Origin of the sequence: Bacteroides luhongzhouii (genome assembly GCF_009193295.2) — a bacterium.
Lineage (GTDB): Bacteria > Bacteroidota > Bacteroidia > Bacteroidales > Bacteroidaceae > Bacteroides > Bacteroides luhongzhouii.
The window spans coordinates 1,779,823-1,797,603 of sequence record NZ_CP059973.1 but is presented as its reverse complement, the minus strand read 5'-3'; the positions used below and the strand labels follow the sequence as shown (position 1 = coordinate 1,797,603).

The following is a 17,781-nucleotide window of genomic DNA, read 5'->3' as shown; positions in this document are numbered from 1 at the left end:
TTATCTCATTTAGGCAAAATTAGCCAGAGGTTTTATAATGAGTATTGAAAATCAGTGTTTTGCTTGAGAATAGTAAACGTGCAACTAAAAAGCCATCCCTGTTTTCGTCTATTCCAGGGATGGCTTTTTATTATTTTCTTACCTCATAGGGTAATGCTTTATATAAAGGGGCAGATGAATATCGAGGAGGAATATACGCTCCTAAATTTTTCTTCATATAATTGACAGCTATGCCTGGTTCAATTATACTAAAATCAACAGTCGGAGGCACAACTCCGTCATCATATATATTCAAGACTCCGTCAACTTTATCTCCATTGCCCGCATCTATTCCCCATGGATTACGCATTGAGAATAAGGCATCAGGATCAGCTGAATGCATAAGTGTGAAAGCATGATATGTAACTGTAGTCAACGGCCCGGCCGGTAAATCACCCACATTAAAGCCACCTCCTGAAATTTTTCTTTGTTGCAAACACGCTTTTGCTACCCGTTCAAGTTCTGCCGCTTTTAGCTGTCCGGGACCAAAAGAGAAACTACCTCCTGCACCAGTAAACATCGGCGATACCAGATAACCGCCTATGCCATTAATATCCGGATTTACCTGATATATTTTTTCCCATTTCATCATAGCCTTTTCTAATACAGTAGCCCATGTCGGAACATTTCCTTTCCCCGTAGTAGCTCCAATGTTACCGGAAGCATCTGCCAAGAATGTGGATCTGATGCAAACATCTACCCGTTTACCTTGAGGATCGAACATCTTTACAGTAAATGTATTACCGTCATTCTTTGTGATAATAGATTTGATAAAATCCGGGCACTGATAAGCGAAAGACGCAAAAATAGCCAAAGCCCAACAGTCGCCAATAGCATGCTGATTCACATCTGCCGGCACAGGTTCACCAAACGGATACAGATTCACATAAAACTCCTTGAATTGAGTCAGACTTGGTGTCCCCGGAAGAAGTAACGGTTCATTATCAGGATTTGCCAGCCATTCCCGATCTTCCTTTGTAGTCACATGCTTATTTTCGTACTGAGTCCCCATAGGATTGGAGTCACTATACGTAAAACCACTGCCATATTTCTCGATTAAGTCATCTATATTAATAATAGCCTCCTCTTGCTTCAATGTCCACTCTGCGATCTGCGTCCCGGAGCCTCCATTATTGTTATTGATATCCAGCTTATAATACTTATATGCCGTACCATTTGTAATATTGAAAACTCTCGTTTCTTTTCTTTCCTCAAAAATTTCTCCTTCTTTAGAATCAAGCGTAACCCAAATCTTGTTATCATTTGATCCGGAAAGAGTCCACGATTTCGGATCTTTCCCTGCAGCCTCGTCAGCTGAAGTTAAAGAATAACTGGACACAGTCGCTCTTTGGTCACCGTTCCATATAATAGAAAATGTGTTGTGTCCCGTAGTATATTTAGTGTCCGCATTAGCGTCAACTATTTTACTAATATCCTGCCCTCGCGGAGCATCATCGAATTCTGCAATAATAATACCACCTGAAGGCATATTCTGATTCTCCCCTATTATGGCATATGGCAATGACGTTTCACTCCTAGAATCGCCTTCATCCTCGGAGCAAGCCAATAATACACTGCTTAAGAAGAAGAACAATAAGAATCTATTTATATTTTTCATTTCACTATTTAATTTTCAAGTTATCACATCATACAGTCTTTCATTCAATTGGTTCTATCCAAAAAGAATATCGATATACTGTATCTTTCTTTATTTCATATTGCGGACGAGGTCCCGGACCACAGCTGGCATTGCCCAATCCTCGTTGTATACAATCTAAATTGAGAACAACTTCGGAACGACGAATATCCTCTAAATCATGTCCATATTTTACATTCCACAAATCCTTGTCTGTATAATGCAAAGCACTAAAATCAAAAACATCTGTAGAAGTAATCTTCAGTCCTTTTCCATTGTTAGCTGTTAATGCAATCCAACGTGTATCCGTACGTCCGCCCATTGTTTGAGAACGTGTATAATATTCCCCCATGTCCGAGACAGTACTCTTATACCGACCGATATAAGCAGCGTTCTTACGATCCGGATAATTTTCTATTGGTCCACGTCCATACCATTCAATATTTTCCAATTCAGGATTCAGGAAACTCTGCAATGCCAAACGCGGCAAGTCAAAGCCGGATCCTGTTTTGAATGAAGCATCAACAAACACCTTTCCGTCTCCATGTATGCAATAGGAGACAGAATAAGCTACGTCTTGTTTTCCGAACTTTTCCACTAATTGAACGATGACCGTCACCGATTGTTTGTCTTCTGCCATTTCCCATTTGAATGATGAAAGTTCCTTTTGTGAAGCAATCCACTCCCGCGGATCATTATTTATAGAGCGATACCCATTGAAAACCCAGCCTTCGCGCTGATGTATCATGTTCTTACCATGATATCTTAAAGCGGTCATTTTTCCTTCTTTAGAGTCGAACACGACTTCAAACATATTACCGCGGATATATACACCATGATCTCTTTCTTCGACAATCTTAATCAAATCATTAGTTCCGACCTGCATAGGAGTTATGCTTTCCTCAGGACCTTTTTTAAGCTGGAATTGCTCTGTAGCCACCACATGTCCTGCTTTTGCCCATACACAATCTTTTTTAAGTTTTACCTCCAAATTAATATGATAGTCAGCATCTTCCGTTAAATAGCGTTCATATAAAACCTGTACAGCTCTGTGTTCTCCCGGTTTTCCGTCCGGTAGCGAGAACTCTTCTTCTTTGAATGGAACTCCATTCTTCAACAGTGTATAATGGAGGTTGAAATCGTGTAGATTATATACACAATAGCGATTACGCAGTCCTATGCTGTTTTCCCCATTCTTATCAAAGGTGATATACTGGTATACCTTCTTCACCTCCCATAGTTTTGCAGTAATACGTCGGTCCGGAGTAATCAGCCCATTGCAACAGAAATCATTGTCGTTAGGATAATCTCCAAAACTTCCTCCAAAATAATATCTGTCAGTAGCTTGTCCGGGCATATTGATACCTTGATCTACCCAATCCCAAATACATCCGCCAATCATACGGTTGGAATGATTTTCAATATAATCCCAATACTCTTCCAGATTTCCTACAGCATTTCCCATAGCATGAGCATATTCACAAAGGAAAAACGGTTTATTCCGTTCTTGTTTGTCTTGTTCTATCATGCTTTCCAACGAAGGGTACATGCGCGAATCGATGTCTGCCACGTCATTCATCCCCTCATAGTGTATAAGCCTGTCATCCAATGCTCTTATCGCCTTATAAGAAGCTTCGAAGTTACGCCCGCCTCCAGACTCATTACCCATAGACCAGAAGATCACAGAAGGATGATTTTTATCTCTTTCTACCATACGAACCACCCGATCAACATAGGCACCTTCCCAACTTTCAAGATTGCTCAGTGACATATTTCCGTGGCATTCCAGATCAGCTTCATCCATTACATAAATACCATAATAATCGCATAAAGCATACATTTTGGGATCATTGGGATAATGACTCGTCCGGAGCGTATTGAGATTGAATCGTTTAAATAACAACACATCTTCTTTCATACTTTCCACTGGTACAGCTTTACCGAATTGAGGATGGGTATCATGTCGATTAGCCCCTTTAAAATAAGTCAGCTTATTGTTTATATATACCTTCTTATTCCACATATTTATTTTACGGAAACCATATTTCTGGGTTGTCGCCTCCAACACATGACCGTTTTCATCCATCAGTTCAAAGTTTACGGTATAGAGATTCGGCATTTCCGCACTCCATAAAAGAGGATCTCTAATGACTGTCTTTCCCTCGCATCTCACTTCTTTGGTACTTTCAATTCCATTTGCACCAATAACGAATGAGCGTACCGTAATACCCTTAGTATCAAGCAAAGATACACGCAGTAAAGCATTCGTTTTTTTCAAAGTATAGTTACGCACGTCAGCCTCTACCTTTAATTCTGCTTTATCCAGCCTGTCACTTATCACAGAAGTCAATTTGATGTCACGCAGACGAACCTTAGGAGTAGCAATCAAATACACATCACGATGAATCCCGCTCATCCGGAACATATCCTGATCTTCAAGATAGCTGCCATCACTCCATCTATAGACTTCTACAGCTACCGTATTAGTTCCCCGTTTCACATATTTCGTAATGTCAAATTCGGCATCATTATTTGCACCTTGAGTATATCCCACCTTTTTCCCGTTAATCCATACATACGCAGCACTATATATGCCATCGAAATGAATAAATATTTGTTTGTCTGTCCATTCGTCCGGCAATCTGAAATCACGTCTGTAAGACCCGACTGCATTGGGTTCTTTCTCTATTGTATATTTCCTTTGGGATTGAATAAAAGGAGGATTATTACGAATAGGATAAGCGATATTGGTATAGATAGGAGTCCCATATCCATGCATTTCCCAATTGGACGGAACAGGTATTTCTTTCCAGTCAGACACATCATAGTCAAGCTGATAGAAATTCTTCGGACGTTCAGAAGGCTGTTTCACCCAACTGAACTTCCAATTCCCATTCAACAAGAAGTAACGCGACGAGTTAGTACGTTCCCAGGGATACTGATAAATGGGGTCTTTCTTCATCTCCTCCGTATTGACAAATGGAATAAATGTAGAACGCCCATCCTCTTTGTTTATGGCAAAGATACGTTCATTTTCCCAGTCGTTATCGCTTTCAGTCTTCAATGGAGCAGGCTCTATTTTCATAGAAGACTCTACTATTTTCCATTGCTGATTGCTTTTTGCATCATCCGGTTCTACCTGAAATACAGGTTCTCCCACAAGACCTGCCCCTGAGAACCCTAGACAATAACCACTAGTAGCACTGGAAAACGTATAATTCCCGTTATCGAGTTTAGTCACTTTCCATTGCTGATTTAAGTTTTTTACATCCGCATCCCATTGAATAATAGCTCCTTCTTTTTCTCCGAGTCCTGCATTGTCTATCCCCATTTCAGTAAGCGGGCTTACAATACTATAATACCCCTCTCTTCCTGTCGGACGCAAATTCCAGACTTGTGAACCTTTGTTAGATTCACGTTTAGCTATAAAAATATTTGAATTCGGACTGTAGCTTTCTTGATTATCTAATACCAATCCATTTACAGTATGAATTTCATACCCTTGTTTAGGATCAAATTTCTGTGCCGAAACGGAAAGTAGACAAAAGAAGATAAAGTATATTCCTGCAATTCCTCTCATTGATATAATTTTATTAAATATACCTATTCCGATTATTTAAAAAGTGAAGATTGTTTGTAAACTCCGAATGTATGCAAGGCCGGACATGCCAAACCATCTTGAATACGCAGACGCACATAACCAGCTTTCACAGGACTAAAACAAATGATCCACTTATTCCCTACTGTCTGTTTTTCGCTTGCCTCCGGTATGGACTTCCAATTCTTTCCATCATTGGAATATTCTACACTCCATTTAGTGGTCCGATGTCCTAACTGAATAACTTCTTGCAACATCAAGCAATCAAATTCCGTAGTACGGGGTAATTTAAATGTAATATCGGAGTTTGCTTGACCATCTTTACCGGCATAATACGTTTTTTTATCTGCATCTATCAGATTCTCCGGCCGGAAATTACTACCTCGTACATTTGTTGCATTTATTTTTGAGCCCGCCAATAAATTTTTCGAGAACGTTTCGTCTATACCTTTCTTTAATAAAGCCATATTCAGAGAGTCCGCAGAATGAATAAGTCCACGTCTGTCCGGCGGAAGATTTAGCAGTAATACACTATTATGTCCTACAGACGAGCAATAGATCTCCCAAAGTTCTTTCACACTTTTCACTCTCTCATCTTCTTCCTCATGATAGAACCAGCTAGGACGAATGGAAACATCCGTTTCAGCCGGGACATATGCATTACCACCAAGTACACCCTCGTTTAACTCCTTATAATATTGAGCTTCATCGCGTATCGCTACAGAATCCGTTGTAGCCCAACAAGGATCTCCGGCTTTCCCCGCCTCATTTCCCATCCAACGCACATCAGCGAAAGGATAAGAATTTTTCGTTCCGAAAATGACACAATCAGGCTGCTTTTCGCGCACAATCTTATACCAATGTTTATAAGCAGGAGTAATCAGTTCATCTGCTCCTGCACCATCCCACCATGTTTCCCATATTTTACCATAATTACCCATAAGTTCTTCTAACTGATGAGCATAATACTCTTTATATCGTTCAGTTGTATAAAGTGGAGAGAGATGCTCATGTCTGTCGTGAGGTCCAAGATATATGCCGGCCTTTACACCATATTCCTCACAAGCATCCACAAATTCACGAACGACATCTCCCTTTCCCCCTTTCCATGCAGCATTTTTTACGCAGTAATCAGTATATTGGCTTGGCCAAAGACAAAATCCGTCAGCATGTTTTGCAGTAATAATACCACATGGAATACCAGCCGATTTCAGTGTTTCCATCCACTGCCGGCAATCTAAAGCGGTAGGATTGAAAATAGCGGCCGGCGCTCTCCCATCTCCTTCATTTACATATTCTTCGAATGTATTAATACCAAAATGAAAAAAAGCAATCATCTCACGATCATACCATTCCAATTGTCTTTCACTCGGAACTAATCCGTAGGGTTCCGGAGCTTTTTGTGCAAAAGTTTGCATAAACAAAGCTGTCAGTCCCGTTATTAATAAAGTTCTTTTCCTGTTCATCTTCATGTATCAGCTATTTTGTTAATAATATTCTCTAAATAAGAAAACCCCGCAAAATCAAGCAATAAAGTTAGAAAAATCTTGCGGGGTCTGCCATATGTATGGCAACTTTTTCCAGTTTTTATTTACATGCCATAAGCATAGACTTCAGCAAAACATGCGGTCTTATTACCATCAGTACTTGATTCAACTTTAATCATTATCTGACGTCCTTTAGTAGGAACAATACCAAATATCTGAGTAATCGGAGTATCTAACATGGTAAATGAACCCACTTCTTTCCATGAACTGTCATCACTAGAGATAGCAACGTCACTGTCACTTACATAGAATTTACCTGACATCTCGTTTTTAAACACATCTCTAGGAACAATACGAATGTGAGTGAATAAAGTTTCTCTCTTCGTGTCAAACCATAAATAATGAGGTGGATTAGGTATAGGATTTTTCCATCTGGAATTCCAGAACGTATTCACGTTACCATCAATCGCATGTTCTGCCCCACCTTGATAATCACCTTCCATTTCAGCACCTTTAGAATCCGAAGAGGCTTTTGCTTCCCACTTATCCCTATTTTGTATATAACCCATGATACGTATAGCTAAAGGGTATATATTCTTTCCATTCTGTATGCTAAATATAGAAGTTTCCACAATCTCTATTGGCAGCAGATAATCTCCCGGACCTAAATCTTTAATATCGACTTTGACATTGATAGAAGCCTCGGGAGTAGTTTGAGACAATGTCAAAGACTCATCGAATGAATATCCGCTTTCCAACAGTTGAAAACTGGTTCCATGTGTTTCGTTGTATGACTTTACATAATCAGCATTAGTTGCGAAACTGCAATCAATGTTCCAACCCGTATTTTCTACATTCAAAACAACAGGGACAGGCAATGATATAGATTGTAATGGACTACCTAAACTTTCTTCATGATATTCCAAAGCAGTAGTTTTAAACCCGACAAGAGGTCTTACAATATCTGTTACCTGCAAAAATATATTATTTTTATTTGCATTTACAGAGTCCGTATCACTGCTCAAATACAGCGGAAGTACCCACACAGCATCCGGATCGTCTTCACTATCATCAGCCACTATTTGAGGATCAAATGATATATTGAACTCTTTATAGTTTTCTTCTGACGTAAAATCAAAATGAGTGTTACTAATCGTATAAGCTTCTTCTGTGATCAACTTATATTTTACATTCTCCAGATTGCTATATTTTTCATCCAATTCTTTCTGGGTCATTACTTTCAAATCAGCCGTCGCTGTAAGTTCAGGCATCACTCCACCCTTCAAAACTGAATAATTAAATACATTTTTCTTTCCTGTAACGAGTAAATTCAGTTCCTGTTTACCATATGTTTTCAAATACACTATTTTATGGAACTCCTCTGGAATCATTTTCTCCAGATCATAATCTGATTTATTACAAGAAGCCAGTAAAATCAAGCCTCCTGTCAATAACGTTACTAATATTTTCTTTTTCATACTAAATTTCTTTATACGATTAATATCCCGGGCACTGAACTAACTGAGGATCGTTTGCAATTTCACTCCAATCAATAGGCCACATATACATACGGTTATCCCATTGGAAAGGTTGATTAATCGTTACTCTTCTATTCAATTCCCCAAATTTAGGGTCCATACCTGCATTTTCGACATTAAGCCCTTCTCTTGCCCCAGCCTTCAACTGTTCGGGAGCAATCATCCAGCGACGTACATCGTAATAACGATGCCCTTCTCCCCAAAGCTCAATGAATCGTTCCGAACGTACCCAATCAACAATTGTCATTTCGCTCGTAACGTCCGCCTCTGTCAATTCAGGCACTCCCGCACGTTTACGTATAGGATTTAAATACTTAATCGCATTACCTATCTCTCCAAGTTCAGCATAACATTCAGCCACGTTCAAATAAAGTTCGCCCAAACGGAATAAAGGTTTAGGATAATTTTTGTTGCTTATTGCTCCTGTTACACTTGATATTTTTATGTTTGGTGCTATATGCTTTTTCATAAAGAAACCTGTAACAGTGAAGTCACGGTTCGCGTGATTAGGATTATATCCTTGTTTTTCCTTATCTCTTAAGTTTATCCTCAAAGGTTCTCCGTCACAAATTTCCGTAGAGTAATCGTCGCCGTCAAAAGATATTGTGGCATAAAAACGAGGTTCTCTATAAGCATTCAGCTTTATAATTTCCGGTCGATCTAAATTAGCACTTTCCAGCCATTCAGTCTTGGGAGCGAACTCGCTATCTTTTTCAGGCAATTTCCCATTCTTTGTATAAAAATGTTCCGCGCTATAAAGAGTAGGAGCCAGTCCGCACCATCCTTCCATCCAACTATTATTTGCTTGATTATAACAAACGATATGTTTCGGTGACTGTGCTTCGAAATTTATTCTGTCATGAGAGCCATTGCCTTGCAAGAATAATCCCCAAATAGTCTCTCTGTTTCCGTCATCCTCATTGGAAGCAGTGATAGAGCGTAACATAAGTACTCTTTGTGCAAACTCTTTTCCTTCCGGCGTCGATGTATCTACTCCCGGGATATATGGCAAACCTACATCCATCAATGTTTTGGGCATATTATCCAAATCTATTAACTTGCGTTTTCCTCCATCTTCACTTTCTGCATATTTTAAAGCAGCAAGGTTAGCCGCAAGCGCTGTTTCCCATTTTTTCCTGTCTTTGGTAGTACTCACCAGTTCCTTTCCATACCCTGGAGTCTCATATTTGTCATTTTTCCAGTCAGGATAAGGGAAACGACCATTCCATAAATCAGAAGCAGCATACAACAACGTACGTCCTTTCAAAGCCAAAGCAGTCGTTTTGGTAGCACGCCCCCAATCATCTGCATTGCCTACATCCGGCAGCGCATTGATAGTCTCATCCTTTAATTTCTGATTTACTATATAGTCTACCACATAATCGAAATGCGAACGTCCCGGAAATTCTTCCGGCAATGTACCTTGTGACGGTCTTTCATCTATAATAGGAATAGGACCATACATTTCTAACAGACGAAAATGATAATAGGCCTTCAAAAATTCGGATTCCGCATACCAACGTTTTATATCTTGCTCCGTAGCTCCTAACGGAGAACTACCTGCAAGCAATTTTTGGAACATATTACATTGTCCTATTGAATTATACAGATCGCTCCAATACCCACCAGCATTAGAAGCCGAACGTAAATTCCACGCTGTATTCTGGTTATTATCATTCCAAAGGGGAGGAGATACAGTTTCATCAGCCGACCATTCAAAAATAGAATAGAAAAAAGGAGACGTATTTTCTACCGCCACATAACATGAGTTGATAAAATTTACAACATCTTCCCGGTCTTTCATCGTATCGTTTATTGTAGCCTGTTCCGGTGGAACCACATCAAGATAATCACATGATGTCACACATACACTAAGACCTAAAATCATGCTACATGCTATATTCCTTGCTTTATGTTTTCTCATAACAATTAAAATTTCCAGTTAAAAATTCATTTGTACACCAATGTTAAATGTGCGTTGCAACGGATAAGAGTTCCAGCTCAATTCCGGATCCCACAAATCGAACGGACTCCAAACAGCTAAGTTATCACCGCTGAAGTAAACGCGACAATGTGGGAAGCGATACCCTACTTCGAGTGTTTTGAAACGGATAAAGTTACCATTACGCATCCAATGACTACTTTCTTGAGCGTTGTTTCCTATATCGGACCAAGACAAGCCAAGCCTAGGGAATTGAGCATTCTGATTATCTTTTGTCCAATGATCATCGGCAATCCATTTCATAACGTTCGAGTTATATTGTCCGAAATCTGTAAACGATCCATGAATCATAATATTACGTTTTGCCGATCCGTTGAAGAACACACCAAAATCAAACTTCTTATAAGTCAGATTCAACCCGAAACCATATTGTATCCTAGGTGTTGTTCCATAAGGAGAAAGCATCACCTTATCATCGTTGCTGATGATACCGTCACCATTTACATCGCGATACTTAATATCACCTGCCCGTGGCTGGCTTCCAAGTCCTGTTTGGTCAGCCCATTGTGCAACTTCTTCATCGCTCTGGAAATATCCTTCAGCCAGATATCCCCACGAAATGCTCAACGGCTGGTTGTTTTTCTTATGCCATACTGACGAATAGTTGGGGTCATCGTAATAAACATATTTGTTCTTATTATAAGTAAAGTTTCCTCTAAGGTCCATTACTAAATCTTTAACAAGTTCCTTACGCCAATTTACGCTAAATTCTACCCCCTGATTATCTACCTTACCAATATTACTCCACGGAGTTGTATTAGCATAACCGGTAAGTATAGGCCATGAACCGCGTTTCATCAATATTTTGTGTCTGCGATCATAGAAATAGTCGAATGTTATATTCAGTTGGTTGAATAACTCCAGGTCAACACCAATATCCAGTTTGTTCACTCTTTCCCAACAAGCATCTTCTACTGCAAATGTATTGAAAACCGGACCACTATAAGCATATTCTCCATGATAACCTGTATGGAACGTATTTCCTGAAAGAGCTACATTATCCACATAAAGATAATGTCCTGCACCTTCATCAAGCCCGTCACTACCTACAATACCGTATGAACCTCTTATCTTAAAATGATTTATATATTTCTGCAAAGGTTCCCAAAAGTCTTCACTACTCGGCACCCATCCTAATGACATTGCAGGGAAGAATTCAAAACGGTTATCTTTCGCAAGTCGTTCCGTACCATTGTATCCAAAGTTGAATTCAGCAAGGTATTTATGCTTATAATCGTAAGTAAATCGTCCGGAAAAGCCTTGAAGACGATTGGGGCGTACTCCATTTCTGAATTCCCTTTGCATGTACATCAACATACCGGAAACATTATGGTTACCAAAGGCACGATTGTAATCCAATCTAGCGTCAAAATAGAAAGTATTATCAGATGAATACCCTTTATCCTGTTCATTAATATAATCGGTACCACTCTCTCCCAGTCTTTCCATTTCATACGTATCAGGACTGTTCGGATCCCATGTACTCTTATTCATTCTATAGTAATAAGGATCCATCCATCTATCGAAACTGGACGAAGACCAATTCTTAAAGTTTACAAGAGCTGTAACCTTAAGTCCTTTGGTTATAAAATCCAATTTCTGCTCAATGTCCATTACGGTATTTAATGTATTGTAGTTTGTTTCCGTCAGTTTACTAAGCATCAAGGCATAAGGATTGGTATAAAGTTCCCATCCTGATAAGATATCATTACCGAAACGAATATGTGTATCACCTTCACGAGCCGGATATGTTGCCGGAAAAGCTGTAGGATTAACCTTCCATGCAGCATCGAACAATGAAGATACAGAATTTCCCGGTCCTTTCTGATGACCTATCTGAGTATTCATTTTCAAACTTATCTTTGTAGTAGGAGTCAAAGTATAATTTATATTGTTCTGAAATACATATGTCCATTGACTAATATTGTTGTCAAACGAATATGTTTTCGGGATATCCAACATACCAGTGTCATGAGAAGCCTGTAAACTCATGTAATACGTAACTTTCGATCCACCTCCGGATATGTTAATGTTAGCACGTTCATTCCATGTGGAATTCTTGAACATTACATCCTGCCAGTCTACACTAGGATAACGATATGGATACTTTCCACTTCTTGTAAAATCTATTTCGTCAACAGTATACCTCGGATTTTTGTCTCTTGCCATCGCAGCTTCATTATAAATCTCCATCCATTGCGCTCCGTCAACATATTCCACAAATTTCATACTTTTCTGCATGGAGGCTTCTGCCGATACGCTTATTCTGGCTTTCTGATTCAGTTCTCCCTCTTTCGTCGTAACCATCATCACTCCGTTTGCTCCACGAGCACCATAGATAGCCGTTGCAGAAGCGTCCTTTAACAAAGAAAAACTCTCAATACTTTCTGCAGGTATACGGTTAAGGTCTTCTTTAGAAATCTCCACACCGTCTAATAAAATGAGAGGTGTAGCACGTCCGCCGAATGTTCCGATACCACGAATATAAAATTCTGAAGCAGATCCTGGTTCACCACTAGTCGTCTTGGATATTACACCGGCCAGTTTACCTGCTATATTATTAGTAAGAGAAGAGGACGGAGCATTAAGGACTGTTCCTTTTATAGAAGTGATAGCCCCCGTTACAGAAACTTTCTTTTGTGTTCCGGCTCCTACAATAACCACCTCTTCCAATATCTTATCGTCAGACACCAACTTTATATTTACCTCACCCTGATCTGTTATATAAACAGTTTGAGTTGCATAACCGATGTAACTAATTTCTAAAGTCACATGCTTTCCCCTTGGTATCTGAATAGAGAAATGTCCGTCTACATCACTAATTACACCGATTTTTTCATCTTTAATCCGAACATTTGCCCCTATGACAGGCGTATTATCAGAATTATCGACAATTGTTCCTACCACAGTACGCATTTCTACTTTCTTTTGCTGTGCAACTTCCAGTTCCACCGTTTCTTTTACCGCCTCTATAGGTGCTTCATCAGCCATAGCCATAAGAGGATAAGTTAACAACAAGCAAAAAAGAGGGCGTTTCAGCCAGCCCGTTTTGTTAAGCAATTTGTATTTTCCCATGCTTTACATAATAAATTAGATTAGAACTTAAATATATCCTTCGTCATAATTGATATGATAGAATATTTCACTCTGACATTCTTCCCACGAAAAATCGTATAAATTCATCATGAGGTATTACCGTGTTCATTCATAGCTTTAAGAATTTTATATAATAGAATCAAATCACCTCTTCGTTTTGAAGAAGTCAAGGCAAATATATTTGAGCCATGTTAATAAAATGTCTAAATATGGGTTAGCAAACTTATTAACCCTGCATATTTTTTATTAACACACCCATAAATCACTATGAATAAACAGATTAAGCAATCAAAGGAGTATAAAAAGTCTAAAGAAAAGCAGTTTATTACAAGAGATATTTAAACGAGCTTTCCAGGATAAATACACATTTAGCAGGCATATTGGGCTTTATTTAAAAGTAACCAATATGCCATAAGATAATTCGAATATATGTAGCGAAATAAAATTATAAAATCTGGGGAAGTTTTATAGATTCATATCCAATTGAATAGTTTACGTTCATCGTTTTTTTATAGAGATTGACAAAAGAGTTATAGCGCCTCAACGCTTCTTCCGGATTTCCCATTTTGCGATAAGCACATACCATATAAAATAATCCCTGCTCATTCAACGGATCTGCGTAAGCCCATACATTACAGAGTTTAATCACCAACACAAAATTAGCTATATTATATGCTTTGTTTACCTCAACAGGAACTATAGTCAAAATTGTTTCCTCTACTTTATATTTATAACTATCAAACAATTCATGGTCTATCGCATTTAAGAAACGGCCACGAATCCATATTTTCAAAAGCCTGCCAACAACTTCCGAATCCAAAGTATTGCCCGAGTTAAGAATATGCGCGAAACTAGCATAATCACAATAGAAATCATCACAAGTTTTCAAGATAAAACGACCTCTGTCGTGCACGTGTATAAGTTCTATTCCATCAAGTTCCTGCAATATTTTTCTAATATGATTGATTGCAACCCCTTTCAAATTCTTAACTTTATCATTCGTTTTTTCCGGCCAAAATATTTCATTCATTGCAGAAGAGAAAATACCGTCGTCCCAAATACTGTGCAACAAAATATACAGAAAAATAGTACGTAACTTTGGAGAGAACATATATGCAATATCCCGTCCTTCACGATCAAGCACGGAAAAGGTGCCAAAAAGATAAATGGCATTCCGATCCCTATAATGGATTTCCATCAGGTTAGCTTCCTCAACTTTATCCACCTTTACCAACCTTTCCGCCCCTTTTTGTTCCTGTTCGGAAGGTGCATCAGCAATTTTCGCTACGTTCTTTTTTTTCTTATATACCGCCCAACATAATACAACTAAAACGCTTAATACCAATCCCCCCATGGCAGCATATACCTGCCACAATTTGCGTGTAGCTTCCAACTCATAACGCTTCATTTCATTTAGCGAAACAGGAGGGGCTTGCAAAGAATACATTCTAACAGCTGCTTCTCCTTGTTTCTCAAACTCCTGCACCAAACAATAAAACTCTTTCCGTTTGTTGCTATAATACAAATTGACATTCGTAGCAATCTCTTCCGAAATAAAAGGAATACTATCCCCCAACTCCTCACAACTTCCATCTGCTATATTCATGCGATAAAGCAACGCATACGATTGAGGCAGATATTCCGGATAACCCAAAAAATAAATTGACTGCTCATCTTCAGACAAGATCATGTTACGTGCCACTACACGATTGTTACCGGACATCGGTTTCTGTTCCCACAATTTTCGAATTGCCTGTTGCTCTAAATCAACACGATAAAGATCATAATAATATTGTACTCCGATATTCTGATCTCCTGCCTCATTCCCTTTTCCACCATAAATATAGGCATACTTATAATTATCAGAAACTGCCAACCCTGCAAAAAAACGGGGAGTAATTCGATCACCGGAAAACTGGATAGTATCCCAACGGGCCTTTTCCACCTCATACGACAAAAAACAATCACTATATCGCCGCATACCATAACCACCAAACAACAGGAACTTTTTCTGATAAGGATGATAAAAACCACAATGATGATGTAAGCAGATATAAGTAGCGAAAGGATCCGTAGAAGCCAATCTCCATTGCATAGCATCAAGTGAGAGTTCCGCCACCATTTTCTCCCGAATCAGTTCATAAGCGTAAATCTTACCGGACTGATCATCTAAAAAATTCATCCCCAAACAAAGGTCTCCAGGAAAAGCAGAGAAATTCCTATAAGCCTCAGCTTCTAATGCCTTAGATTGTATATCATAGGAAATCAAAGAATCCTTATTATAAATATACAGTTTTTGTTCTCTTTCGCTAAAATTCACCCCAACCGGAGTAGAAGAGCAATAACAGAATTCGGACTTCCAATAATATGACTGGTTGATCAGCCAAACTGGTTGTTTTACTTGTCCGATTACCTCTCCCTTATCATCGTGTACATCTTCACCACTACTCTCGTCCAGAGGAATTTTCCAAGTCTTCTTTCCGTTAGATACTGAAAGATTCCAAATAGAAAAAGAAGCCGTTTCAAGAATATAGTCGCACATTCCAAAATATACCATAGGTGAAAAACGCCCATCATCGAGACCTACTTCCGCAAGCGACACACTGTCTTTTCCTATCTTGATTTCTGCTCGGTTTTGTGATACCAACAGACGCAAAGATATAGGAATCACTTTTTTATTTTTCAACGAGTCAATAGCATACTTTGTCGAATAATAAGATCTCTTACCATCCTCCGAAAATATAAAAAAAGCCTCCTTTTCCCCACATAAATAAGTAAAATTGTAAGACTTATTATTACGATTATCTTTCAACAAAAGGATATAACCAGGACTCCATATATTTTGTATCGAACAGTCAAAACTAATTTTTATTTCATTAGAAAAATCCGGCAGCTTATCATCCGTAAAAACTTGATAAGAAGACCTTTCTGCAATTTTTTTCTCATTCCCACCAAAGAGAAGTCCCTGCGCCAAGCAACGAGAGCTTACTAACAATATCCATAGTAAACATAAAACATATATGATATAATTGTGCTTCCTTTCTTGTATAGCAATATATTCCACGTTCATAGTATTGAAAAAATCATTTCATGATTATAATGAAAGCAAAGATAATGTTTTTATATAATCTTTCAAAAAAAACAGTTTCTTGAAAGCCTGTTGTTTTATTTGAAACTATTGTTCAAAACGACTATCTTTGTGCAAAGATTAAGATATAGATAAAAGATTTGCACTATGAAATATGATATTCCGTATATGTCAACAGAGGCTGTAAGCCTACTTAAATCACTGATTAGCATCCCCTCAATCAGTCGGGAAGAAACCCAGGCTGCGGATTTCCTGCAAAACTATATTGAAATGGCGGGTATGCAGACTGGACGTAAAGGTAATAATGTGTGGTGCTTTAGTCCGATGTTTGATCTGAAGAAGCCGACTATTTTACTTAACTCCCACATAGACACGGTGAAACCTGTTAATGGATGGCGGAAAGATCCGTTCACTCCACGTGAAGAAAACGGCAAGATCTATGGATTAGGAAGCAACGATGCTGGTGCCAGCGTTGTTTCGTTATTACAGGTGTTCCTGCAACTATGTCGTACTTCGCAAAAATACAATCTGATTTACCTTGCTTCTTGCGAAGAAGAGGTTTCAGGCAAGGACGGGATTGAGAGTGTATTGCCGGGACTTCCTCCAGTCTCATTCGCTATCGTAGGAGAACCGACGGAAATGCAACCTGCCATTGCCGAAAAGGGATTAATGGTATTGGATGTGACCGCAACAGGTAAAGCGGGACACGCAGCACGTAACGAAGGAGACAATGCTATTTACAAGGTATTGGATGATATTGCCTGGTTCCGTGACTATCGTTTTGAGAAAGAATCACCCTTGTTAGGTCCCGTGAAAATGAGTGTTACTGTCATCAATGCCGGCACACAACACAATGTGATTCCCGATAAATGTACTTTCATCGTTGATGTCCGGAGTAACGAGCTTTACTCAAACGAAGAATTGTTTGCTGAAATCAAAAAGCATATTTCCTGTGAAGCCCAAGCTCGTTCATTCCGTCTCAATTCTTCACGGATTGACGAGAAACATCCGTTTGTACAGAAAGCGATGAAGTTAGGACGCATTCCTTTTGGTTCTCCAACACTGTCCGATCAGGCCTTAATGTCTTTTCCATCGGTAAAAATAGGTCCGGGACGTTCATCACGCTCACATACTGCAGAGGAATATATCATGTTAAAAGAAATAGAAGAAGCTATCGGACTTTATTTAGAACTATTGGACGGACTTCTGATCTAATAAAAGTCATTGATGAATTGATAGTTGTTATCCTACCATAGTTCTCAACTATCAATTCACTCATACAATAAAAACAAAGCAA

Annotated in this window: 8 protein-coding genes; 1 reads left to right on the top strand and 7 read right to left on the bottom strand. The window is 38.9% G+C overall.

Going from position 1 to position 17,781, the window contains the following annotated elements; all coding sequences use genetic code 11:
- Positions 1-130 precede the first annotated feature (130 nt).
- The 7 genes from GD631_RS06555 to GD631_RS06525 all read right to left on the bottom strand — a co-directional run bounded on the left by GD631_RS06555 (position 131) and on the right by GD631_RS06525 (position 16,067).
- Complete coding sequence (locus GD631_RS06555; protein ID WP_143256889.1) at positions 131-1,657, bottom strand: C2 family cysteine protease; 1,527 nt, start codon at positions 1,655-1,657, stop codon at positions 131-133.
- A gap of 40 nt (positions 1,658-1,697) precedes the next feature.
- Positions 1,698-5,255, bottom strand: a complete 3,558-nt coding sequence (locus GD631_RS06550; RefSeq protein ID WP_143256888.1) for a glycoside hydrolase family 2 TIM barrel-domain containing protein — start codon at positions 5,253-5,255, stop codon at positions 1,698-1,700.
- A 32-nt stretch (positions 5,256-5,287) separates the two neighbouring features.
- The gene (locus GD631_RS06545) at positions 5,288-6,739 is read right to left on the bottom strand and encodes an alpha-L-fucosidase (protein WP_143257091.1); all 1,452 of its coding nucleotides are present in this window, start codon (positions 6,737-6,739) and stop codon (positions 5,288-5,290) included.
- Between the two features lie 125 nt (positions 6,740-6,864).
- Positions 6,865-8,238, bottom strand: a complete 1,374-nt coding sequence (locus GD631_RS06540; protein ID WP_143256887.1) for a BT_3987 domain-containing protein — start codon at positions 8,236-8,238, stop codon at positions 6,865-6,867.
- A gap of 19 nt (positions 8,239-8,257) precedes the next feature.
- Positions 8,258-10,222, bottom strand: a complete 1,965-nt coding sequence (locus tag GD631_RS06535; protein ID WP_143256886.1) for a RagB/SusD family nutrient uptake outer membrane protein — start codon at positions 10,220-10,222, stop codon at positions 8,258-8,260.
- Positions 10,223-10,240: 18 nt separating this feature from the next.
- Positions 10,241-13,375 carry a SusC/RagA family TonB-linked outer membrane protein gene (locus tag GD631_RS06530; protein ID WP_143256885.1) on the bottom strand — a complete coding sequence of 1,045 codons (3,135 nt, stop codon included), beginning with the start codon at positions 13,373-13,375 and terminating at the stop codon, positions 10,241-10,243.
- A gap of 466 nt (positions 13,376-13,841) precedes the next feature.
- On the bottom strand, positions 13,842-16,067 hold the full coding sequence (locus GD631_RS06525) for a hypothetical protein (RefSeq protein WP_143256884.1): 2,226 nt from the start codon (positions 16,065-16,067) through the stop codon (positions 13,842-13,844).
- 564 nt (positions 16,068-16,631) lie between these two features.
- Here GD631_RS06525 and GD631_RS06520 point away from each other — a divergent pair.
- A complete protein-coding gene (locus tag GD631_RS06520) occupies positions 16,632-17,699 on the top strand; it encodes a M20 family metallo-hydrolase (protein WP_143256883.1) in 1,068 nt (355 codons plus the stop codon).
- The last annotated feature ends 82 nt before the right edge of the window (positions 17,700-17,781 follow it).